The sequence below is a fragment of the Dyella sp. 05T440 genome, from assembly GCF_056395965.1.
Genome location: NZ_JBFTKN010000009.1, coordinates 136,306 through 158,940 on the forward strand (window position 1 = coordinate 136,306; position 22,635 = coordinate 158,940).

Here is a 22,635-nt window from a genome sequence, read left to right on the forward strand (position 1 = left end):
CCATCACTGCGGTCTGAAAGTGAAATCGATTTGACGCTGGAACACGCTTTCGAAGCCTTTGTAGGGCAACGGCTGCGCGCGCAGCACCGCGTTTTCGATGGAGCGCTTGCCGGCCTCGTCGTAAGGACAACTGGAGTCGACCTTGGCGCTCATCACGTCGCCTCCTGGCAACTGCACAATATGCACCGTGCACGGTGTGTTGGGCATGTTATCCGGGCGAAGCCAATTCTGAGTGACCGCGTTCTGAATCGCGGCCAAATACTGCGCCAGCAGGCCGGCATCAGGGCCGTTCTGGCCAGTCTGGCGCTGGGCTGCCACCGGCACATTGTCCAGGCCGTTGTCCTGGGCGTTCTTCAGGTCCTGCATCTGCTGCTTGGCCTGGTTCGCCTTGCTCTGGGCCTGTTTCACCGACTTGTCGGCCGCGTCCATCTTGGCGAACAGCTCGTCGAGCTTCTTTTGCTCTTCCAGCTTGTGCTTGGCCGCCTGGGCGTCCAATTCGGCCGCGCGCTGGCGCTGCTTCTCTTCCTGTTCCTTCTTGGCGTCTTCGGCCTTCTCTGCCGCATCGGCCACCACCTTCTCCTGATCCTTGGTATCGGGATGCTCGGGCGGCGGCGGCAAGGTCTTGATCTTCGGGGTTTCTTCCGAAGGCGGCGGCGGGATCGAAGGCGGCGGCGGCACGGTCGGCGGCGTCGGCTTGGCCTGGGCAGCCTTCGGCGGCGGCGCGCCGGTCGGGCCCACCAGGGTGGCTTCGATGATTTCGCCCTGCAGCTGGATCGGCTTGGCGCAGGCGATCGGGTTCCAGCTCGCCGGCAGATGCAGCGTCTCGAACAGGCTTTCGTAGAACGAGCACGGCACCACCGCGAGTATCAGGAAACCCACGATGCCCAGATGGAGGATGGCGGAAAGGACAACCGCCTTGGACGTGCCCTTGGGGGTGTCTTCCCTCATTTCTTCTTGCCCGACTCCGGTGCGCTCATCAGGCCGACCTTGGCGACGCCGGCCTGCTGCAGGTCGGCCAGCACCTGATAGACACCGTCGTACTTGCCGTCGCGGTCACCGGCGACGAGCACGCTGACATCGGGGTTCGCCTTGACGAACGCACCGACCTTGGTCTTCATGGTGTCCACATCGATCGGCTGGCGCTTCTCGGTACCCAGGGTGAGATAAAGCTGCCCGTTCTGGTCGACCGCGACGATCACCGGATCCTTCTTGTCCTGCAGCGACTTGGCGTTCGCCTGCGGAAGGTTGATGTCGACGTTCTTGTTGATCATCGGTGCGGTGACCATGAAGATGATCAACAGCACCAGCATCACGTCGATATACGGAACGACGTTGATCTCGGATTTCAGCTTGAGGCGCTTGTGGCGCGCAGAGCTTCGCATGATCGAATCCCTCAGGCCGCTTCGTCGGTCTGGATCTGACGCTGGAGCACCGAAGAAAATTCTTCCTGGAACACTTCATAGCGCGAGGCGACGCGCTCGACCTTGTTGGCGAAGCGGTTGTACGCCCACACCGCCGGGATCGCGGCGAACAAGCCCATCGCGGTGGCGATCAGCGCTTCGGAAATGTGCGGAGCCACCACGGCGATGGTGACGTCCTTCATTTCGCCCAGGCCCTGGAAGGCGCCCATGATGCCGATGACGGTGCCGAACAGGCCGACGTAGGGGCTGATCGAGCCGACGTTGGCGAGGAACTCGAGGTTGCGCTCCAGGCGGTTGATTTCGCGGGTGCCGGCCACGCGCATGGCGCGCTCGGAACCTTCGATCACCACGCGCATGTCATGCACGCGGCGCTGGCGCTGGCGCACGAACTCGCGAAAGCCCGACTCGAACACGTTTTCCAGGCCGCCGTTGCTGGCGCCGCGATTACTCACTTCGCGGAACAGCTGGGCGAGGTCGGCACCGGACCAGAAGCGCTCCTCGAAGCTCTCCGCCTCTTCCATCGCCGCCTTCAGCTGCGACACCTTGCGGATGATGATGACCCACGAGAGGAAGGAGAGCACCAGCAGCGCCAGCATGACGAACTGGACCAGGATGCTCGCTTCCGCGACCAGTTTGAAAATATTGACTCCACCGTTCATTGCTCGAAGGTCCTCCAGCACACGTACTTTTATTTAAGGGAAAAGGCCGGGGATAAGATCGGCCGGAATTTGCACCGGACGCATGCGGCGGACATCGACGCACGCCACGCGCACCTTCGCGCGGATCAGCTCCGCGCCGTCCGCCCGGCGGATCGTCTGGGCGAAAAGGATACTGGCTGCCCGCCGTTCTTTGACTTCGACGCTTACCGCCAGTTCATCATCCAGCAGGGCCGCGCGCAGGAAGTCGATCTGCATTTCGCGGACCAGGAAGGCCAGGCCGGTGCTTTCCTTCACCACGGACTGGTTGATGCCCAGGGCACGCAGCCATTCGCTGCGTGCACGCTCCATGAAACGCAGGTAGCTGGCGTGGTAGACCACCCCGCCCGCGTCGGTATCTTCCCAATAGACGCGCACCGGCCATTCGAAGGGCTCGGTCGCACTGGCTAGCTTGGTATCAGACATCGCTGTTGTCGGCCGTGAAGAGGTCGGCGGGCACCGAGGGTCGGGGCGGCGGGGTCAGGCCCAGATGACGCCAGCCCTTGGCGCTGGCCATGCGGCCGCGCGCGGTGCGCACCAGGTAGCCCTGCTGGATCAGATAGGGCTCGACCACATCCTCGAGCGTGCCGCGATCTTCGCTGAGTGCGGCCGCCAGCGACTCCACGCCCACCGGGCCGCCATCGAAGTTCTCGATGATGATGGTCAGCAGGCGCCGGTCGAGCTCGTCGAAACCCTCGGCGTCGATCTTGAGCATGTCGGTGGCGGCACGCGCGGCGTCGCGGGTGATCTGCCCTGCCGCGCGCACTTCAGCGTAGTCGCGCACGCGGCGCAGCAGGCGGTTGGCGATACGCGGCGTGCCGCGCGAGCGACGTGCGATTTCCTGCGCGCCTTCCAGCTCGCAGGGAATGCCCATGATGCGCGCCGAGCGCCGCACGATGGCGGTGAGCTCGTCGGGCGTATAGAACTCCAAACGCTGCACGATGCCGAAACGGTCGCGCAGCGGCGCCGTGAGCAGGCCGGCGCGGGTGGTGGCGCCAATCAGGGTGAACGGCGGCAGGTCGAGCTTGATCGAACGGGCGGCAGGGCCTTCGCCGATCATGATGTCGATCTGGAAATCTTCCATCGCCGGATAGAGCACTTCCTCCACGATCGGCGAGAGACGATGGATCTCATCCACGAACAGCACGTCGTGCGGCTCGAGGTTGGTCAGCAGCGCGGCCAGATCCCCTGCCCGCTCCAGCACCGGACCGGAGGTGGAGCGCAGGTTGACGCCCAGCTCGTTGGCGATCACATGGCTGAGCGTGGTCTTGCCCAGGCCCGGCGGGCCGAAGATCAGCACGTGATCGAGCGCACCGCCGCGCTTCTTGGCCGCCTCGATATAGATCGACAGCTGCTCGCGCACCGTCTGCTGGCCCAGGTATTCGGTCAGTCGCCTGGGGCGAATGGAGGCTTCGAGGGCCTCGTCGTCCATCTGGGCGGCAGCGGTAACGATGCGGTGTTCGGTCATGGGGCGAAATTATGGCAGAGCACGATGACGCAGGCTTGAAAAAAAGCCCGCTCAGCCAGTCCCCGCCACGAAAAAGGGCGCCGAAGCGCCCTTTTCCTCAAATCTCGACCTGGGCGCCCAGTTCGATCAGGCGATTGCCCGGAATCTGGAAGAACGCCGTGGCCGGCAGCGCATTGCGCGCCATGAAGGCAAACAGCTTGTCGCGCCACAAGGCCATGCCCGGACGCTTGGCGTCCGCGATGATGGTTTCGCGCGAGAGGAAGAAAGTGGTGTCCATCATGTCGAAGGGCAGACCCTTCTTGGAGCACTTGGACAGCGCATAGGGGATGTTCGGATCTTCCGCAAAGCCGAAGCGCAAGGCCAGTCCGTAGAAATCGCCGCCGAGCTCGGTGATTTCGATGCGCTCGCCCAGGTCCGCTGTTGGCGTTTCCAGCATTTCCACCGTGAGCAGCACGTTGCGCTCGTGCAGCACCTTGTTGTGCTTGAGGTTGTGCAGCAGCGCGTGCGGCACGGCGTTCTGGTTGGCGGTAAGGAACACGGCCGTGCCCGGCACGCGCAGCGGCGGATGCTCGGCGATGTTCGCAATGAACGGATCCAGCGCCAGGCCCGATTGCTTGATCTCGCGCACCACCAGTTCACGGCCACGACGCCAGGTGGTCATCACGATGAAGATCGCCACGCCCAGCACCAGCGGGAACCAGCCGCCGTACTCCACCTTGATCAGGTTGGCGCCCAGGAACGACAAGTCGATGGTGAGCAACAGCACGCCGGTTGCGATCACCGTGATGCGGCTCCAGTGCCACTGCCTGCGCGCCACGATCAACGCCAGGATGCTGGTGATGGTCATGGTGCCGGTCACCGCAATACCGTAGGCCGCGCTCAGGTTGTCCGAGCTGCGGAAGCCAAGCACCGCGATCAGCACCATGATCAGCAGGAAGTTGTTCACCCACGGCACGAAGATCTGCCCGGACATCTCGCGCGAGGTATGCACCACCGGCATGCGCATCGAATAGCCCAGCGACATCGCTTCGCGCGTCATCGAGAACGCGCCGGAGATCACCGCCTGCGAAGCGATCACGGTGGCAATGGTGGCCAGGCCGATCATGGGATACAGCAGCGGCTCCGGCGTCAGCTTGAAGAACGGGCTGTCGATGGCTTCCGGATGACTCAGCAGCAAAGCGCCCTGGCCAAAATAGTTGAGCACCAGGGCCGGCAGCACGAAGCTGAACCAGGCGAGGCGGATTGGACGCTTGCCGAAATGGCCCATGTCCGCGTACAGCGCTTCGGCGCCGGTCAACGCCAGCACCACGCCGCCAAGCGCGATGAAAGCCTGCATACCGTGGCTGAAGAAGAACTTCACGCCGTAGACCGGATTGATCGCCAGCAGCACCTGCGGATTCTGCACCACCATGCGCAGGCCCAGCAGCGCAATGACGATGAACCACACCACCATCACCGGGCCGAACAGTCGGCCGACGCGTTCGGTGCCATGACGTTGCAGCGCAAACAGGAAGAACAGGATGACCGCGGTGATCGGCACCACCCAGTGGCCCAGATGAGGTGCGGCCACCTTCACGCCTTCCACCGCCGACAACACCGAAATGGCGGGCGTGATGACGCCATCGCCATAGAACAGTGCCGCGCCAAAGATACCGATGATGGCAAGCAGCCAACGCTGGCGCGCATCGCCACGCACGCTGCGCAGCGCCAGTGCGAGCAGCGCCATGATGCCGCCCTCGCCCTTGTTGTCCGCGCGCATGATGAACACGACGTACTTGAGCGAGACCACGATGATCTGCGCCCAGAAGATCAGCGACAGCACGCCGTAGATGCTCTCGGGCGTCGGCTTCATGCCGTCGTGGCTGAGCGTGGTCTGCAATGTGTACAGGGGGCTCGTGCCGATGTCGCCATAGACCACGCCGATCGCGCCGAGCGCGAGCGTAGCCAGCCGACGTTTGGTGTCAGCGTCGGACATGCCGTGAGAGGAATCAGGGGTCACGTCTCAATGTCCTAGTGCGGCGCGCAGCGCCTTGCGAATGATAGCTTCGGCCGTGTCGCCATCGGCGGCGACCTTCTGCACCAGGCGGGTCACTTCGGCCGGCTTGTAGCCAAGTTGCTGCAAGGCCACGGTGGCTTCGCCCGTCGGGTCCAAAGGTGCGCCATTGGGCGCCGCATGCGAGCCCGGCAGCGTGGTGGCCAATCCGTCCACGCGGTCGCGCAGCTCCACCACCATGCGTTCGGCGGTCTTCTTGCCGATGCCCGGAATCTTGGTGAGCGCCACCACGTCGCCCGTCTGCACGAGACGCGCGAAGTCGTTGGTGGACACGCCCGACAGCACGGCCAGCGCAATCTTCGCGCCGATGCCGCTGACTTTCTGCAGGTTGCGGAACAGGGTGCGTTCGGACTCGTGCATGAATCCGTACAGCGCCACGCTGTCTTCCTTCACCGCGTAGTGCGTGAGCAGGGTGACTTCCTTGCCGGTCTGCGGCAGGTCGTAGATGGTGGACATGGGCGCTTCGAGCTCGTAGCCCACGCCGCCCACTTCCACCATCAGCCACGGCGGCTGCTTGGACACCAGGGTGCCGCGCAAACGACCGATCATCGACGCCTCCAGGCGGTACGGGGAATGCCCACGCGCGCGAGGCTGGCACGGGTATGTGCATGGGTCACTGCGATGGCGAGCGCGTCTGCCGCGTCAGCCTGCAGGGGGCCCTTGAGTCCGAGCAGGACGCCAATCATGTGCTGCACCTGGGTCTTGTCGCCGCGGCCGCTGCCGACCACGGCCTGCTTTACTTCTGTCGCCGCGTACTCGTGCACCGCGATCCCCTGGCTGACCACCGCGCAGATCGCGGCGCCCCTCGCCTGCCCCAGCTTCAAGGCCGAGTCCGGGTTGCGCGCCATGAACACGCGCTCCACGCCGCACTCGTCCGGCCGATGGGCGGCGATGATGGCACACAGCTCGTCAAATATGCGTTTCAGGCGCAGCGGGAAGGTGGCCTCGCCAGCCACCGCCAGCGCGCCATGGAAGACATGGGTCAGCTTGCCTGTGGCGTCGACATCGATGATGCCTACGCCGGTGCGCTGACTGCCCGGGTCGATGCCGATGATGCGGGTCATGGGCGAAGAGTCGTSGCGGGCCGATGAAGGGCCCGCGAACTTAGCTCGCAGCCTCGGCCGGCAGCAGCGCGTTGTGCGAAACCTCGCTGACGTCGTCGAGCGCGTCGAGCTTCTCGAGCAGATCGAGCAGGGTCTCGAGCGCTTCGTCCGGCACCGCGACGCGATTGCTCGGGCGCATGCCCACGCCGGCATGCTGCGCGCTCAGACCCGAGGCGATCAGCGCCTGCTGCACGGCTTCGAAACTCTCCGGAGCGCACAGCACGGTGCTTTCACCATGCTCGTTGACCACGTCGTCGGCACCCGCTTCCAGGGCCGCTTCCAGCACCTTCTCTTCGGCCGCCTCGTTGCCGCCGGTGGCAAACACCAGCTCGCCCACGCGGGAAAACTGGAACGCCACGGAGCCGGTGGTACCCAGGTTGCCGCCGTGCTTGGTCAGCGCGTGGCGCACGTCGGCCACGGTGCGGGTCGGGTTGTCGGTGAAGCAGTCGATGATCAGGGCGATGCCGGCCGGGCCATAGCCCTCATAGCGCAGCTCTTCCATCGCGGCGCCGCCGTCGGCGCCCGAGCCGCGCTTGATCGCGCGTTCGATGGTGTCCTTGGTCATATTGGCCGACAAAGCTTTGTCCACCGCCGCGCGCAGGCGCGGGTTGGCGGATGGATCGGCGATGCCGGCGCGTGTTGCCACGGTGATTTCGCGGATCAGCTTGGTGAACACCTTGGCGCGCTTGGCGTCTTCGGCATTCTTGCGACCTTCGATGGACGGGCCTCTACCCATGGCACTTCCTGCAAATCTGGTGAACGGACGAGGCGCGAATTCTATCGCTTCGCGGCGTAGTACGGGCAAGCGGCACGCGAAAGCGCCTGGGAGTGCGCCCTGTCAGGCCTCGGCGCGATCGAAACGACCCTGCTGGAGGAACTGGGTGACCTGGCGCGCGGCTTCCTGGGAAAACAGCAGCCCCGTATGGTTGGTCTCGATGGCGCAATGGTCGGCAATGCCTGGGAGGAAAGTCTCTTCCAGCGTCACACAGCCGTCGTTATCGCCCTCGAACTGTCCGATCATCGCGCCCAGGCCGAGCGACACCTTGCCGGCGATCACACCCACCTCGCGCTCGCCCTGCCAGCGGTCGAAGCCGTTTTCCAGCAGTTCGCGATTGTGGCCGAGCAAGACCTCGCCACCGCGCCCCATGCCAGCGAAGCGACGCGCGGCGGCGCTGCCCTTGAGCGGCGACCCCAGACAGACCACGCGGCCCGGCGGCAACGCGACTTCGGCGCAGGCGCGCAGCGCCAGCAGGCCGCCCAGGCTGTGTCCGACCAGATGTACCCGCTGGGAGTCCTGCCCAAGCTCATGGATGCGAGCCTGCAGGCTGTTGAGAATGCGCGGCTGCGACGCTGCCACGCTCATATAGTCGAAGCGATGAACGCGAAAGCCCGCCTCCATCATGCGCCGATGCAGCAGCAAGAGCGCGAAACCGCGCATCCAAAGGCCGTGCAGGAGAATGACGTGATCGGTCATGGCGCCAGGGTGTGATGCATCAACGACAGGGCAGATGGCCGCGCGTTGGAAGCGCGGTCATTGTGTAGAGTCGATTGTGCACAAAAAGTTGCGACAGGGTCGCGACGCAGTGCGCGCTGGAGTTTGCTCGTCATCCCGGCACCAGCCGGAATGACGGCAGAAAATCAGACCGGCTTCGCTTCCGCAGCCACCTTCACATGCAGCTCCTTCAGCTGCGCCTCGCTCACCAGCGACGGCGCATCGGTCATCAGATCCTGCGCGCTGGTGGTCTTGGGGAAGGCGATCACGTCGCGGATGGATTCGGTGCCAGCCATCAACGCGGCGATGCGGTCGATGCCGAAGGCCAGGCCGCCGTGCGGCGGCGCGCCGAATTTCAGCGCCTTGAGCAGGAAGCCGAACTTCATCTCGGCCTCTTCCGGCGTGATGCCGAGCAGGTCGAACACCGTGCTCTGCATGTCCGGGCGATGGATACGGATGGAACCGCCGCCGATCTCGTTGCCGTTGAGCACCATGTCGTAACCGCGGCTCACCGCGTTGGACGCATTCGCGCGCAGTTCGGCGATGTCGTCCACCTTGGGCGCGGTGAACGGATGATGCAGGGCGACGAAGCGCTTTTCTTCCTCGTCGTATTCGAACATCGGGAAGTCGGTGACCCACAGCGGCTTCCAGCTGTTTTCGACCAGGCCGCGGTCCTTGCCGACCTTCAGACGCAGCGCGCCCATGAAGTCGGTGACGGCCTTCCACGTGCCCGCGCCGAAGAACAGCATGTCGCCCGATTCGGCGCCGGTGAGCTTGAGCACGCCTTGCAGCGCCTGATCGTCAAGGAACTTGGCCACCGGCGAGTTGATGCCGTCGCGACCCTTGGACAGATCATCCACGCGCAGCCAGGCCAGGCCCTTCGCGCCGTACTTGGCCACGTATTCGGTGAGCTGGTCGATTTCCTTGCGGGTGAACGTCGCGCCGCCCGGCACGCGCAGCGCCGCCACGCGACCGTTGTCGGCATTGGCCGGCTCGGCAAACACCTTGAATTCCACATGCTTCACCGCGTCGGCGATGTCGACCAGCTCGAGCGCGATGCGCAGGTCCGGCTTGTCCGAACCGAAGCGACGCATGGCTTCGGCCCAGGTCATGCGCGGGAACGACGCGTCGAGCTCGACGTTGACCACTTCCTTGAACACGTGGCGGATCAGTTCCTCCACGAAGTCCTGCACGTCTTTTTCTTCGACGAAGGCGAACTCAAGGTCGAGCTGGGTGAATTCGGGCTGGCGATCGGCGCGCAGGTCTTCGTCGCGGAAGCAGCGCGCGATCTGATAGTAGCGGTCGAAACCGGCCATCATCAGGATCTGCTTGAACAGCTGCGGCGACTGCGGCAGCGCGTAGAACTGGCCCGGATGCACGCGGCTGGGCACCAGGTAATCGCGCGCGCCTTCGGGCGTGGCCTTGGTCAGGATCGGCGTCTCGATGTCCTGGAAACCGGCCGCATCCAGATACCGGCGCAGCGACTGCACCAGCTTGATGCGACGGCGCATCATCTGCTGCATGTCCGGGCGGCGCAGGTCGAGGTAGCGATACGTCAGGCGCATCTCCTCGTTGGGATTCTCGTGCATCGCGAACGGCAGGTCCTTCGCGGCGTTGAGAATCTCGACCTGGTCAGCCACCAGTTCCACCGTGCCGGTGCGCAGCTTGTCGTTCACCGACAGGCGCTTGCGGATGGTGCCGGTGACGCGCAGGCAATATTCGTTGCCGATTTCGTTGGCCACGGCAAACGCGGCGGCGTTGTCACGCTCGATCACCACCTGGGCCAGGCCCTCGTGGTCGCGCAGGTCGACGAAAGCCACGTGGCTCTGCAGGCGCAGGGTGTTGACCCAGCCACACAGGGAAACGGTCTGACCGACCAGTGCCTCATCGATGAGGCCGCAAAAATGCGTGCGCATGCGCTTGGAACTCCGGGCCGCTGGGCGGCGTGATGCGTGGACAAGAAGACCCGGAATGTTAACACCGACCCGCCCGGCGGCGGGCAGCAGGCGGGGTTGGAAAACCGCGCCTGCGCCCACGTTTCAGTCCATTACCAGCGGCGATTCACCGAGAACAGGCCGCGGCAGCCCTTGGAAACCCACACGCCGGCACGGTTCCAGCCCCAGCTGTAGCCCTGCTCGCAGGGCGAACCGGACAGCTGGCGCAGCAGCACGGCATTGCCGCGGCCACCCACGTCCACCTGGCAGAAGTGGTACTGCTTGTCGTTGCTTTCGCACTGCAGGCGGATCTCGCGATCCCAGTCGGGACCCGGGCGCCAGCCGCCGTTGTCCGGCGGCCGATAGCCCGGCGGCGGGTAATAGCCACCACCACCCGGCGGGCGGTAACCGCCACCGCCCATTTCGACGAACTGGGCGCGGCAGCCCTGATCCACCCACAGGCCGCCGCGATCGACGCCCCAGGTCCGCCCGCGGATGCACGGGCTGTTCGATTCCTGGCGGATCATTTCGGCGTCGCGCCACGGCACCTGGCAACGCGTGAAGCGGCCATCGTCGCTGCCGCAACGCACCTGGTCGCGACCCTGCGCATGTACGGCCGGCGCCGCCACCCACAGCAGGCCTGCCATGAGACCTGCCGCTACACCCATCAAGCCTGTTCGTATCCGGAACATCAATCCCACTCCTCTGTGACGGCTAGTCACGCTAGTGGGAATATCTTCAACCGGAATTGAATATCTTGCGACTGTTCGTAGAAACCTGCCGGCCGGCTATCCGCCGTTCAGCCATCCGGCTCGCTCAGCTGTCGCTGGAGGAGCTCGATGAGCTGGAGGGCGCGGGCGGGCTCGGCGCACTGGCCGCAGGCGCGGCGCTGTCGCCGGCCAGGTTGCGCTTCTTGTCGCCGTCCTTCTTGAAGTCGGTCTCGTACCAGCCGCTGCCGGCCAGGCGGAAACCCGGGGCGCTCAGGCGTCGCTTCACTTCGGCCACGTCGCAAGCCGGGCACACCGACGGATCGGGATCGGCGATCTTTTGCAGGCGGTCAAAACGGTGGCCGCAGCTGGCGCATTCAAATTCGTAGATAGGCATGGACACTCCGAAGGATCGATCGCCGTGCCGGGATCACGCACCGGCGCATACGGCGACAACTGTCCATTATCGAGGCGAACGGCGGGAATTCAACGATTTGTAGGTGCTGGCAAGGCAAACCGCTAGAGCGCCAGCGCCACCAGTACGGCCGCCTCCGTGAATTCGGTCAGCGCACCGCAGGTATCGCCGGTCATGCCGCCAAGCCGGCGCAGGCAGGTCCATCGCCACCAGGCAAAAACCAAGGCGGCCACCAAGACGGCCCGCAGCCCGTGCCATCCGGCGAACAATGCAACGATCGCGGCGAGCAGCAGCGCCACCGCGCACACCGCCCGCGACTCACCCACCAGGCCGCTGCCCAGGCCGCCGCTGCGCACGTAGGGCGTCGTCATGAACGCCGCGGTGAGCACGGAGCGGCCAAGCAAGGGTGCCACCCATAACATCGCCGATGGCTGCGGGACGCTGGCCAGCGCCGCGAACTTCAACAGCAAGACCAGCACGATCGCGGTAACGCCGATCGGGCCGCTGCGCGGGTCTTTCATGATGGTCAGCGTGCGCTCGCGATCGCCCAGGCCGCCCACCCAGGCGTCCGCGCTGTCGGCCAGGCCGTCCAGGTGCAGTGCGCCCGTGAGCGCCACCCACGCGACCAGCAATAGCGCTGCCGCAAGCAAGGGCGACGCGCCGGACAACAGCCAACCCAGGCACCACAGCAACGCGCCAAGCAACAAGCCCACGGCGGGATACCAGGCCAGCTGTGCCGAGGGCGAGGACGCGCCATCGAACGCGCGCGCCGGCAGCGGCAAGCGCGTGAGAAAGCCGATGGCCGCGAACAGCCCTCGCATCAGGCCTGGTCCTGCTTGCTCGATGGCGCCGCCCACGGCAGCACATGCAGCGATGCGTGCGGCACGTCGATGTTCGCCATCTCGCCGAAGTCGCGCGCTTCCGCCTCGCAACGCAGCAGCCGGATCGCGCCGCCATGGGTCACCACCAGCACGCGCTGGGTTTCCGCCGCTTCGGCGACTTCGTTCAAGGCCGAGCAAAGACGATCGCGAAAGGCCGCGAACGACTCGCCGCCCGGCGGCGGATGCGCGACGGGATCAGCCCAGAAGCGCGCCAGCGCATCGCCCTGTTGCTGGGCCAGCGTCTCGATGGGTACGCCCTGCCAATCGCCGAAGTGGTATTCGGCCAGACGCGAATCGACCCGCATCGGCACGCGGCGTGCACAGGCCAGATCCTGCGCAAACTCCGCGCAACGACGCAGCGGCGACGTGACGATGGCATCCCAGCTGCGTCCGAAAATCGCCGCACGCAATTGACTCCAGCCCAGCGGGCTGAGCGCGTCGTCGAGTTGGCCGCGATAGCTGCGCTGCCCGGTATCGCCATGGCGCAACAAATCGATGCCGGTGTGCTTGCCGATCATGCGCTGCTCACCCCCGCCTGCGCGAAGGTGGCCATGCGCGCGTGCAGATCGCAGGCCAGGCGCATCAGCGGCACGGCCGCGGCAGCACCGCTGCCCTCGCCCAGGCGCAGGCCAAGATCCAGCAACGGATCGGCTTCGAGCACCGAAAGCAGGCGCGCGTGCCCGCGCTCGCGCGAACGGTGCGCGAAGAACATCCACTCACGGCAGGACGGATTGATGCGCACGGCTGCCAGGGCCGCGGCCGTGGTGATGAAGCCATCGACCAGCACCGGGATGCCGCGCTGCGCCGCGCCGATATACGCGCCGCAAAGCGCAGCGATCTCGAAGCCGCCCACGCGACCGAGCCAGGCCAGCGCATCGTCGTCGGCGGGATAGAGCGCCAGCGCGCGCTCGATCACCGCGGCCTTGTGCTGGATGCCCGCGGCATCCAGACCGGTGCCCGCGCCGGCGAGCGCACTGGGCGACTCGCGCAAAAGGCCGCAGGCCAGCGCCGCCGCCGAGGTCGTGTTGGCGATGCCCATCTCGCCACCGATGAAAAGCTTCGCGCCGGCCAGCTGCGCTGCCTCGGCGCTGTCGGCACCGGCACGCAGGGCGAGCTCCAACTGCACGGCGCTCATCGCAGGGCGTTCGCAGAAATTGTTGGTTTGCGGCGCGATGATGGCGCGACGCACATGGGGCAGCTCACCCGGATCATTCACCGTGCCCAGGTTCACCACTTCGAGCATGGCGCCCAGGCTGCGCGCCAGCACGCTGATCGCAGCGCCGCCGTTGGCGAAGTTGCGGATCATCTCGCCGGTCACCACCTGCGGAAACGCCGACACACCTTCGGCGGCCACGCCGTGGTCGCCTGCAAAAATGCTGATCCACACCGACTGCAGCGACGGCATCACCGCGTGCTGCATGCCGGCCAGACGCACGGCCAGTGTTTCCAGTGTGCCCAGCGAACCCGGCGGCTTGGTCAGCTGCGACTGGTGTTCCAGTGCGCGCTGGCGGCTCGCTTCATCGATCGCAAAACAGGGTTCAGTCAGCCAGTCTTGGCTCATGTAAGGCTTCCTTTGAGAGGCATGGGCAATCCGGCAGCGACAAACACCACTCGCTCGCACTGCGCGGCAAGGGCTTGGTGCAAGCGTCCGGCTTCATCTACAAAACGTCGCGTGAGTTCACCCATGGGCACTACGCCCAGGCCCACTTCGTTACTGACCAGGAGCAGCTGTCCCTTCAACGAGGGCAGCAGCTGTAGCAAGGCGTCGCGCTCCTGCGCGAGGCGGGCGTCTTCGGGTGCGCCCAGCAGGTTGCTGAGCCACAGCGTGAGGCAGTCGACCAGCACGCAGCGGCCAGGGCGCGCATGCGCTTCCAGTGCGGCGGCCAAGGCCAGCGGTTCCTCCACGCTGAGCCAGTGGGCAGGACGCTGCGCCCGGTGATGCGCGATGCGCGCGGCCATTTCCTCATCGTGCGCCTGTGCCGTGGCGATATAGACCACCTCGTGCCCCGACTCGGCGGCGAGGCGTTCGGCCAGTGCGCTTTTGCCGGAACGGGCGCCGCCGAGGATCAGGGTGCGCATGGTGTGGACTCCTTCACCGGTTGCAGCAGACGCAGCAGCGCCGGCGTATCGAGATGTGCTTCCACGGCATCTGCCACGCGGTCGATGCTCGCCTCGCGCAACGCGCACAGGTCCAGCGGGGCGGCATGGCGCAGACCTGCCCAGGCGAGCAGGGCCGAGAGCGCCTGCGGCTCATCGAACAGGCCGTGGAGGTAGGTGCCGAAGATCTGACCATCAGGCGACAGCGCACCGTCCGGCTCGCCTGAGGCGAGCACACTCGCCGGCTGCTCCAACGCTGCACCACGACTGACGCCGCAGTGGATTTCATAGCCGCTCACCCGCGCGTCTCCCAGGACCAGTTTCCCCTCCACGCGGCGCAATTGCTTGCGCGATTGAAGCGTGGTCTCCATCTGCAACCAGCCCAGTCCAGCGCTCGAGCCCGGCTCGCTCTCGATGCCCTGTGGATCATGCACGAAGCGCCCCAGCATCTGGAAGCCGCCGCAGATGCCGATCACTTTCCCGCCGTAGCGTAGATGGCGCGTGATGGTTTCGTTCCAGCCCTGCGCGCGCAGCCAGGCCAGGTCGGCGCGGGTGGATTTGGAACCGGGCAGGACGATCAGGTCGGCCGGCGGATGCGCCTCGTCGGGACCCACGAAACGAAGCTCGACGTCCGGGTGGGCGAGCAAGGCATCGAAGTCGGTGTGGTTGCTGATGCGCGGCAAGGCCGGCACCAGCACGCGCAGGCGCGCATCCCTCTTTTGGACTGCGTCGCGCGGCAAGGCGTCTTCGGCCTCCAGGTGCAGGCCGTGCAGATAGGGCAGCACGCCCAACACCGGCTTGCCGGTTTCGCGTTCCAGCCAATCCAGGCCGGACTGGAGCAACGCCATGTCGCCGCGAAAGCGATTGATGACGAAGCCGGCGATGCGTGCACGCTCGCTGTCCGACAGCAGCGCCAACGTACCCACGAGATGCGCGAACACGCCGCCGCGGTCGATATCGGCAATGAGGATCACCGGGCAGTCGACCGCCTCCGCGTAACCCATGTTGGCGATGTCGCGATCGCGCAGGTTGATCTCTGCGGGGCTGCCCGCACCCTCCACGATGATCGCGTCGTAGCGATCGGCCAGGCGGTGATGCGAGGCGAGCACGGCATCCATCGCGATGCGCTTGTAGTCGTGGTAGTGGCGCGCATCCATGTTCGCCACGGGATGTCCATGCACGATCACCTGCGCGCCAATGTCGCTATTGGGCTTGAGCAGGACCGGATTGAAATCGGTATGCGGCTCCAGCCCGGCCGCCTGCGCCTGCACGGCCTGGGCACGGCCGATTTCGCCGCCATCGATCGTCACCGCGGAATTCAAGGCCATGTTCTGCGGTTTGAACGGCGCCACGGCGATGCCGCGTCGGTGCAGCCAGCGGCACAAGCCGGTGACCAGGGTGCTCTTGCCCGCATCAGAGGTGCAGCCTTGCACCATCAGCACGCCAGCGCTCATCGCCGCCTCTCCTTCAAGTCCAGCGCGCGCAGCGCATCGTCGAGTCGCCGTAGCGCAACCTCATCAGGGGGCAGGCCAAAACGCAGACTTGCGGGCGTCTCGAACAGCCGGGTCAGGATGCCTTGCCTGGCCAGCGCTATATGCACTGCTTCTGCGCCTGCGTGCCGCCACCACTGGAAGAACGCGCACCCTGCCGTGGCTGCCATGCCATGACGCAGCAGCACGGCCGCCAGACCTGCGCTCATATCCTGCAGCCAGGAGCGCGCCGTGGCCTGCCATGCGCGATCGGCAAGGGCCAGCCTGAGTACATGACGCGTCGGCCCGCTCAACGTCCACGGGCCCAATCGATCGCCCAGTGTTTCAAGCAACGCAGGATGCGCAGCCACAAAACCCGCGCGCGCTCCGGCCAAGCCAAAGAACTTTCCGGCGGAGCGCAGCACGATCAGCCCGTCGCGGTACGCTTCGCTACACAGGCTTTGCTCTGGCGTGACATCCATGAAGGCCTCGTCGACGATCAACCAACCGCCGCGCGAGGCCAGCGCGGCATGACATGCCAGCAAGACGTCACGCTCGAAGCGCTCGCCGCCGGGGTTGTTGGGATGGATCAGGACGATCACGTCGTAGCGCGATGGATCGGCCAGCAAGCTCGATGCCGACTGCGTTTCCACCGCATGACCCGCGCGGCGCCAGGCATGCGCGTGTTCGTTGTAGCCAGGCGCAATCACTCCCACGCGCGAGGCTTGCCGCAGACTGGGCAGCATCTGGATGGCGGCCTGCGATCCGGCCACGGGCAACAGCTGCGACGCACCGTAGTACTCGCACGCGGCACCGACGAGGCCATCGTCGTCTTCGGGCAATCGCTGCCAGACCGATGCCGGCAGGACGGGCACCGGCCAGGCATAAGGACTGATGCCGGTGGACAAGTCCAGCCACGCATCCGGCGCAATGCCGTAGTCGCGGGCTGCTCGCAACAGGCGTCCGCCATGTTCAAGCATGGCCGGCTCCCCAGCTCACGATGCCCAGCAGCATGATCACCAGCAGCCAGAGCACCACGCAGCGACGCACCAATTGCAGCGCGCGCACGATCGATTGACCATCCGGTGCATCGCCCTCGCCCAGCACCGGGCGCGGCTCCCACACGCCGTCATAAGGCGCCGCTCCGCCGAGGCATACACCCAGCGCGCCCGCACCGGCCGCCATCACTGGTCCGGCGTTCGGGCTGTCCCATTGCGGCGCCTGTACGCGCCAGCAGCGCCACGCCCGCGCCGCGTCGCCCAGCAACAGGTAACTCATGGCAGTCAGGCGTGCCGGCAGAAAATTGAGCACATCATCGATCCGCGCCGCCGCCCAGCCGAAGCGATCGTAGCGCTCCGTGCGATAACCCCACATCGCATCCAGCGTGTTGGCCAGTCGATACAGCACCGCGCCCGGCGCACCCAGCACGAGGAACCAGAACAGCGCGCCGAACACGGCATCGTTGCCATTTTCCAGCACCGATTCCGTCGCGGCCGCGGCGACCTGGGCGTCATCCAGTGCAAGCGTGTCGCGACTGACCATGCGACCTACCGCCGTGCGTGCGCCAAGAATGTCGCCGGCGGCGAGTGCGCGAGCCACCGGCATCGCGTGATCGCCCAGGCTGCGCAAACCAATGGCCAGGTAAAGCACGAGTACATCGAAGAGCAGCCGTAACCAGGACGCTGCATGCCCGAGCCACGTGCCAAGCAACCAGGCCAACGCCACCAGCGGCAGCACCACCACACACCAGGCCAGCACGCCTGACGCACGACGATCCGCGTGCCATCGCGATTCGGCCCAGGCGGCCAGACGTCCAAACGACACCAGCGGGTGCATCTGCCGCGGTTCGCCCAGCCACGCATCCAGCAGCACCGCGAGCAGCATGGCCAGGGCGGTGGTCATGGCCGGAACAAGGCCACGGCCGCCGTCGGGTTCGACGGAAAATAAAGGTGCATGAAGCTCGCCGTGAATCGTTCGCGGCGAAACACGCCTTCCCGGCTCGGACCGCCATCCGGGTTGCTGGCCATCGCCCAGGGCGCCTCGTCGATTTCGGCTAGCGCGTAGTGAAAGGTGTGACCGCGCAACTCGCCTTCGGGCAAGGCAACGGATTGCATGCCTAGCCCACCGAGTCGCGTCTGCATCGTCGCCCGGCCGCGCAGCAGGCCCGCCATCGGAAACGCCGCGCCATCGGTGCCCGCCAGGGAATCCAGCGCGTATAGCATGCCGCCGCATTCGGCCAGCAGCGGGCGACCGGCATTCACATGATCGTGTAAGGCGCTGCGCAAGTTGTCGCTGTCAGATAGCGTCGCCAGATGCAGTTCGGGATAGCCGCCAGGCAGCCATACCGCATCGCATTCGGGCAGCGCGTCACCGGCCAGCGGCGAGAAGTAGCGCAAGTCCGCGCCCGCTTCGCGCAGCAGATCGAGATTGGCCGGATAGAGAAAACAGAACGCCGCGTCGCGGGCAATCGCGATGCGGCAACCCTGCAACTGCTTGGGCACCGGCGCGTGTGACGCTGCGGGAAACGCCACCGGCGGCGGAAGTTCGGCATTGGCATGGGTGCCCCATGCGTCGGCCAGTGCATCCAGGCGCGCGTCGATATCGCCCAGCTCGCCAGCGGCCACCAGACCCAGATGCCGCTCGGGCAAGGCCAGCGCCGCATCGCGCGGCAACGCACCCAACCACTGCAGAGGGGACGGCACACTGCCGGCAAGCAGCTGAGCGTGATACGCACTGCCCACGCGATTGGCGGCGACACCATGCACGCGCAGGCCGTCGCGATAACTCGCCAGTCCCAGCGCCAGGGCACCAAAGGTCTGCGCCATCGCCGAACCGTCGATCACGGCCAGCACCGGCAAACCGAAACGCTGGGCGAGGTCCGCACTCGACTGGCCGCCGTCGAACAAGCCCATCACGCCTTCGACCAGGATGAGATCCGCCTCGCCAGCCGCTTCATGCAAGCGCGCGCGTACGTCGTCCTCGCCGTTCATCCACAGATCGAGCTGGTAGACCGGCGCGCCACTGGCGCGCTCCAACACCATGGGGTCGAGAAAATCCGGACCCGTCTTGAAGACGCGCACGCGCCTGCCCTGCCGGGCATGCCAGCGCGCCAGCGCCGCCGTCACCGAAGTCTTGCCCTGCCCCGACGCAGGCGCCGATACCAGCAAGGCAGGACAGGAGGCGATCTGGTCAGTCATCGGTGAACTCCGTCGTTGGTGCCGCTTGCCACGCCGAACCGTCGCGTCAGAGCTCGATGCCCTGCTGCGCCTTGATGCCTGCCTGGAAGGCGTGCTTCACCAGGCGCATTTCCGTCACCGTATCGGCCAGTTCCACCAGGCCATCCGGCGCGCCGCGCCCGGTGATCACCACGTGCTGGCGTGGCGGGCGCGCCCTCAGCGCGGCGCACACGATGTCCAGGTCGATATAGCCCTTGACCAGGGCGATATTGAGTTCGTCCAGCAGTACGAAGTCGAGCGACTCATCCACCAGCATATTGGCCGCCACCTGCCAGGCCGCTTGCGCCGCCTGGATATCGCGCGCCTTGTCCTGCGTCTCCCACGTATAGCCTTCGCCCATCACGTGGTAATCGAGCTCATCGGGAAAGCGGCGGAAGAACGCTTCCTCGCCGGTGGAGAAACTGCCCTTGATGAACTGCACCACGCCACAGCGAAAACCATGGCCGAGCGAACGCGCCAGCATGCCGAAGCCCGAGGAGCTCTTGCCCTTGCCGTTACCGGTATTCACCACCAGCACGCCGCGCTCGATGGTGGCGCGGGCTATCTTGCGATCGACCAGCTCCTTCTTGCGCTGCATGCGCTCGCGGTGGCGTTCTTCGGCATTCGGCGTTTCGGGCGTGTCGCTCATGCTCAGGCTCCCTTCTGGTGTGCCGTAGAAGACGATGCCGCGCGCACGATCACAGCATGCAGCACCAGGGCTGCCGCGACGTAGCCCAGGGTGGTGCGCACGAACAGCGGCCCCCACTGCCACAGGCGCGCCAGGTATTCGCTCATGTGCGGCTGCGCATAACGGCCGCCCAGCCAATAGAACGAGCCATTGGAGATGGCGAACGAAGCCACGGCCGCCAACACGGCCACGCCCAATGCTCCGAGCAGCGACAACGCGCCCTGATTCACGCGCGGCGCATACCAGCGTCCGGCGTACCAGAGCACTGCGTAAGCCAAGGGCAAAAACGAGTACGCCAGCGTCACGCAGAAGGCGCTCACGCCCGCGTAGCTGATCGAAATCCAGTCCAGCGCCACCGCAAGCAGCACCATCACCACGAAGGTCCAATGGCGGCGCAGATAGAGACCACCAAGGAAGAACAACGCCATCGAAGCATCAGGCAGATGCAGCGTGTCGCCGAAATGCTTGAAGCGGGTGGCGATCATCACCGCGACCAGTACCAGCCACAGCGCGTTGAAACGGGAACCGGAAAGAGCTTTCACGAAACGACTCCTGGTCGAATGCATGGAAAAACGCCGGGGCCTTCGCGGGCCCCGGCGTCATGGATTACTGCGCGGGCTGATAACGCAGGGTCAACATGTAGTTGCGACCTGGCTGGTTGAAGTACCAGGCGGTCTCGTAGTCCTTGCCGAAGGCGTTGTTCAATGCCAGTTGCAGCTTGAAATCGCGCGAGATGGCATAGGCTACGCGCAGGTTGGTGATGGCGTAGCCGCCCAGCGGATGCTGGTTGGCCAGATCATCGTAGCGACGGCCCGAGACGAACCACGTGCCACCCACGCTGAAGTCGCCGAAGCTGCGATCGAGGTCGATATTGCCGGTCTGGCGCGCACGGCGCGGCAGCAGGTTGCCTTCGTACGCGGTCGACTCGTCGCGTGGGTCCAGCCAGGTGGCCGTGCCCGTCACCAGCCAGCCCAGCACGTGCCCGCTCACCACGCCTTCCGCACCACGGATGCGCGCCTGGTCCACATTGCCCGGCGCCTGGGTGGCGGCGTCGTAGGTGATCAGGTCGGTCACGTTGTTGCGGAACGCGTTCAACGACCAGTAGCCCCAGTCGTAGCTGCCGCGCAGGCCGAGTTCGAAGTTCCTCGAACGTTCCGGCTTGAGATTCGGGTCGCCGTAGAACGGGTAGTACAAATCGTTGAAGGTCGGCGCCTTGAACGCGGTGCCATAGCTCGCGGTGAGGCGCAGGGTTTGGGTGAAGTCCCAGCCCCACAACAGGCTGCCGGTGTTCTTGCTGCCGAACTGGCTGTTGTCGTCGTGACGCACGCTGGCCTGCACCGACTGGCTGCCGAAGGTCTGCTGCCACTGCACGAAGCCGCCGCGGTCGATGCGGCTGTTCACCGGCTCGCCGGTAAACGCATTCATGTAACCGGCGGTGCTGTCCACGTGGTCGCGCTGCCAGTCGAAGCCGGTCGTCAGCAGGCCGCCCCAGAAACCGATATCGGCCTGGAACGAACCCAGATCGCGATGCGTGTCGAAACGATCGACGTACACGCCCTGGTAGAAGTCCTTGCTGAAATCGCCGCTGGTGCCGAGGCTGAGCGTGAGCTTCACATTGGACGCCGGACGATAGTGCACGCTGCCGCCCACCACTTGCGTGGCGCTCTTGTCGGAGTCGGTGTACGTGCCGTCGTAGTAGTTGTGGCCTTCGCTGCGGAACAGGCGCACATCGGCATCCCACTGTTCGTCGAACTTGTAGCCGCCCTGCAGGGTCAGCGCATTGTTGCGATAGCCATCCTTGTCCGGCTGGTCGGCAAAGCAGGCTGCGCCCACTTCAGCTGCACCCACGCGGCAGGAATTGATGCCGTGCGTCTGATCGTGCGAGGCCTCCAGCGAGTACCAGCCGTCGCCGCTCTTGCCGGCAAAACCGGCCGAGCCGTTCAGATGGCTATAGCTGCCGACGCCCAGGCTGAAGGACGGCACGAAGGCGCCTTCCGGGCGACGCGTGAAAATCTGGATCACGCCGCCGATCGCTTCGGAGCCGTACAGGCTGGAGAACGGGCCGCGCACGATTTCGATGCGCTCGATCTGGTCGACCGGGATGTCCTGCAACGCCGCCGTGCCCAGCGTCGCCGAGCCGATCTTGACGCCGTCGATCATCACCAGCACGTGGTCGGCTTCGGTGCCACGCAGGAACGCGCTGGTTGCCTTGCCGGGGCCGCCGTTGTTGGCAATCTGCATGCCAGGCGTGCCGCGCAGCAGGTCTGCCAGCGAAGACGGCTGCAGGCGTTCGATATCGGCGCGGTCGATCACCGTCACCGCGGACAACGTCTGGTTCTGCGTCTGCTCGGTACGCGTGGCCGTCACCACCACGCCGTCGAGGTTGGTCGTGTCGTCGGCGAACGCCGGGAAGACGATGGTCGAAAGTGCCGTCGCCAGTGCGGCGCGACGGATCATGGAAAGTCGGATGGTCAAAGTACTGCTCCTCAACCGCGCCTGCCCGCGCGGAACGCATGGGAAATAGACAGGCAGGAGGAGCGTGGCGGCCGTGCGCGTGCACGACATCCATGACACGGCCCACCGCCTGTCTGGTCGTACCTCAAGGCCGGTCTCCGGGCTCGCGGGCGAAGACGCAATGTCTTCCGGAACGACGCCTTCCCATGCGCTTGGCACAGTGGCTCGATGTCGCTCCGTCGATCCCCATCTGGATCGCGCCTGCCTACCGTTGCGGGGGCAGCTCCGGAATAGGCGCATCAGCGCCGCACCGGATTCCCGTTTCAACTCCCAACCGACTGGCTGGGGGTCACCTCAGGTGGGGCGCATGGTAGCAGAGTGGGGGCTGGGGCCGTTGGGGTGAGCCGTCTCCCCCGTTTCGTCCGTGCACGCCTTCCTGTGGGAGCGCACCCTGTGCGCGACAGCCACGCTGGGATGTATCGCTCCGTAGGTTCGTCGCGCACAGGGTGCGCTCCCACAATAGATCTGCGGCTCTTGGCTCCG

24 protein-coding genes and 1 riboswitch are annotated in these 22,635 nt (G+C 65.7%); all 24 genes read right to left on the reverse strand.

Features of this window, described 5'->3' with window-relative positions; translation table 11 throughout:
* Positions 1 to 3: 3 nt before the first annotated feature.
* Entirely contained in the window at positions 4 to 948 is a 945-nt protein-coding gene (gene tolA / locus AC1DE1_RS13385) for a cell envelope integrity protein TolA (protein WP_441603134.1), read from the reverse strand.
* Positions 945 to 1,382 carry a protein TolR gene (tolR, locus tag AC1DE1_RS13390; protein WP_477176270.1) on the reverse strand — a complete coding sequence of 146 codons (438 nt, stop codon included), beginning with the start codon at positions 1,380 to 1,382 and terminating at the stop codon, positions 945 to 947. The genes tolA and tolR overlap by 4 nt, the downstream gene beginning before the upstream one ends.
* Positions 1,383 to 1,393: 11 nt before the next feature.
* Positions 1,394 to 2,080 (reverse strand): protein TolQ, encoded by a 687-nt coding sequence (gene tolQ / locus AC1DE1_RS13395; RefSeq protein ID WP_121882443.1) that lies wholly within the window; start codon positions 2,078 to 2,080, stop codon positions 1,394 to 1,396.
* 33 nt (positions 2,081 to 2,113) lie between these two features.
* Positions 2,114 to 2,542 carry a tol-pal system-associated acyl-CoA thioesterase gene (ybgC, locus tag AC1DE1_RS13400; RefSeq protein WP_477176271.1) on the reverse strand — a complete coding sequence of 143 codons (429 nt, stop codon included), beginning with the start codon at positions 2,540 to 2,542 and terminating at the stop codon, positions 2,114 to 2,116.
* Complete coding sequence (ruvB, locus tag AC1DE1_RS13405) at positions 2,535 to 3,584, reverse strand: Holliday junction branch migration DNA helicase RuvB (protein WP_441603136.1); 1,050 nt, start codon at positions 3,582 to 3,584, stop codon at positions 2,535 to 2,537. The genes ybgC and ruvB overlap by 8 nt, the downstream gene beginning before the upstream one ends.
* Before the next feature lie 97 nt (positions 3,585 to 3,681).
* Positions 3,682 to 5,559 (reverse strand): potassium transporter Kup, encoded by a 1,878-nt coding sequence (locus AC1DE1_RS13410; protein WP_441603161.1) that lies wholly within the window; start codon positions 5,557 to 5,559, stop codon positions 3,682 to 3,684.
* Positions 5,560 to 5,586: 27 nt separating this feature from the next.
* Positions 5,587 to 6,186, reverse strand: coding sequence for a Holliday junction branch migration protein RuvA (gene ruvA, locus AC1DE1_RS13415; RefSeq protein WP_441603137.1), 600 nt, complete (start codon positions 6,184 to 6,186; stop codon positions 5,587 to 5,589).
* Complete coding sequence (gene ruvC, locus AC1DE1_RS13420; RefSeq protein WP_477176272.1) at positions 6,183 to 6,701, reverse strand: crossover junction endodeoxyribonuclease RuvC; 519 nt, start codon at positions 6,699 to 6,701, stop codon at positions 6,183 to 6,185. The genes ruvA and ruvC overlap by 4 nt, the downstream gene beginning before the upstream one ends.
* A 40-nt stretch (positions 6,702 to 6,741) precedes the next feature.
* A complete protein-coding gene (locus AC1DE1_RS13425; RefSeq protein WP_441603139.1) occupies positions 6,742 to 7,476 on the reverse strand; it encodes a YebC/PmpR family DNA-binding transcriptional regulator in 735 nt (244 codons plus the stop codon).
* 102 nt (positions 7,477 to 7,578) lie between these two features.
* On the reverse strand, positions 7,579 to 8,214 hold the full coding sequence (locus AC1DE1_RS13430; protein ID WP_477178423.1) for an esterase/lipase family protein: 636 nt from the start codon (positions 8,212 to 8,214) through the stop codon (positions 7,579 to 7,581).
* A 164-nt stretch (positions 8,215 to 8,378) separates the two neighbouring features.
* Positions 8,379 to 10,148, reverse strand: coding sequence for an aspartate--tRNA ligase (gene aspS / locus AC1DE1_RS13435; protein ID WP_441603140.1), 1,770 nt, complete (start codon positions 10,146 to 10,148; stop codon positions 8,379 to 8,381).
* A 131-nt stretch (positions 10,149 to 10,279) separates the two neighbouring features.
* Positions 10,280 to 10,858 carry a DUF3011 domain-containing protein gene (locus AC1DE1_RS13440; RefSeq protein ID WP_046971060.1) on the reverse strand — a complete coding sequence of 193 codons (579 nt, stop codon included), beginning with the start codon at positions 10,856 to 10,858 and terminating at the stop codon, positions 10,280 to 10,282.
* A 124-nt stretch (positions 10,859 to 10,982) separates the two neighbouring features.
* Positions 10,983 to 11,270 carry an FmdB family zinc ribbon protein gene (locus tag AC1DE1_RS13445; protein ID WP_441603141.1) on the reverse strand — a complete coding sequence of 96 codons (288 nt, stop codon included), beginning with the start codon at positions 11,268 to 11,270 and terminating at the stop codon, positions 10,983 to 10,985.
* A gap of 122 nt (positions 11,271 to 11,392) precedes the next feature.
* Positions 11,393 to 12,112 carry an adenosylcobinamide-GDP ribazoletransferase gene (locus AC1DE1_RS13450; RefSeq protein WP_477176302.1) on the reverse strand — a complete coding sequence of 240 codons (720 nt, stop codon included), beginning with the start codon at positions 12,110 to 12,112 and terminating at the stop codon, positions 11,393 to 11,395.
* Complete coding sequence (locus AC1DE1_RS13455) at positions 12,109 to 12,687, reverse strand: histidine phosphatase family protein (protein ID WP_477178424.1); 579 nt, start codon at positions 12,685 to 12,687, stop codon at positions 12,109 to 12,111. Before AC1DE1_RS13455 ends, AC1DE1_RS13450 begins: the two co-directional genes overlap by 4 nt.
* Positions 12,684 to 13,730, reverse strand: a complete 1,047-nt coding sequence (cobT, locus tag AC1DE1_RS13460; RefSeq protein ID WP_477176275.1) for a nicotinate-nucleotide--dimethylbenzimidazole phosphoribosyltransferase — start codon at positions 13,728 to 13,730, stop codon at positions 12,684 to 12,686. Before cobT ends, AC1DE1_RS13455 begins: the two co-directional genes overlap by 4 nt.
* Positions 13,727 to 14,248 carry a bifunctional adenosylcobinamide kinase/adenosylcobinamide-phosphate guanylyltransferase gene (gene cobU / locus AC1DE1_RS13465; protein ID WP_477176276.1) on the reverse strand — a complete coding sequence of 174 codons (522 nt, stop codon included), beginning with the start codon at positions 14,246 to 14,248 and terminating at the stop codon, positions 13,727 to 13,729. Before cobU ends, cobT begins: the two co-directional genes overlap by 4 nt.
* Complete coding sequence (locus tag AC1DE1_RS13470) at positions 14,236 to 15,720, reverse strand: cobyric acid synthase (protein WP_477176277.1); 1,485 nt, start codon at positions 15,718 to 15,720, stop codon at positions 14,236 to 14,238. The genes cobU and AC1DE1_RS13470 overlap by 13 nt, the downstream gene beginning before the upstream one ends.
* Complete coding sequence (gene cobD, locus AC1DE1_RS13475; protein WP_477176278.1) at positions 15,717 to 16,715, reverse strand: threonine-phosphate decarboxylase CobD; 999 nt, start codon at positions 16,713 to 16,715, stop codon at positions 15,717 to 15,719. The genes AC1DE1_RS13470 and cobD overlap by 4 nt, the downstream gene beginning before the upstream one ends.
* The gene (gene cbiB, locus AC1DE1_RS13480; protein ID WP_477176303.1) at positions 16,708 to 17,619 is read right to left on the reverse strand and encodes an adenosylcobinamide-phosphate synthase CbiB; all 912 of its coding nucleotides are present in this window, start codon (positions 17,617 to 17,619) and stop codon (positions 16,708 to 16,710) included. The genes cobD and cbiB overlap by 8 nt, the downstream gene beginning before the upstream one ends.
* A gap of 14 nt (positions 17,620 to 17,633) precedes the next feature.
* Positions 17,634 to 18,932 (reverse strand): cobyrinate a,c-diamide synthase, encoded by a 1,299-nt coding sequence (locus tag AC1DE1_RS13485; RefSeq protein WP_477176279.1) that lies wholly within the window; start codon positions 18,930 to 18,932, stop codon positions 17,634 to 17,636.
* 46 nt (positions 18,933 to 18,978) lie between these two features.
* On the reverse strand, positions 18,979 to 19,599 hold the full coding sequence (cobO, locus tag AC1DE1_RS13490) for a cob(I)yrinic acid a,c-diamide adenosyltransferase (protein ID WP_477176280.1): 621 nt from the start codon (positions 19,597 to 19,599) through the stop codon (positions 18,979 to 18,981).
* Between the two features lie 2 nt (positions 19,600 to 19,601).
* The gene (locus AC1DE1_RS13495) at positions 19,602 to 20,180 is read right to left on the reverse strand and encodes a hypothetical protein (protein WP_477176281.1); all 579 of its coding nucleotides are present in this window, start codon (positions 20,178 to 20,180) and stop codon (positions 19,602 to 19,604) included.
* Positions 20,181 to 20,244: 64 nt separating this feature from the next.
* Positions 20,245 to 22,203, reverse strand: coding sequence for a TonB-dependent vitamin B12 receptor (gene btuB / locus AC1DE1_RS13500; RefSeq protein ID WP_477176304.1), 1,959 nt, complete (start codon positions 22,201 to 22,203; stop codon positions 20,245 to 20,247).
* Between the two features lie 21 nt (positions 22,204 to 22,224).
* Positions 22,225 to 22,464: riboswitch (cobalamin riboswitch) on the reverse strand.
* Between the last annotated feature and the right edge of the window lie 171 nt (positions 22,465 to 22,635).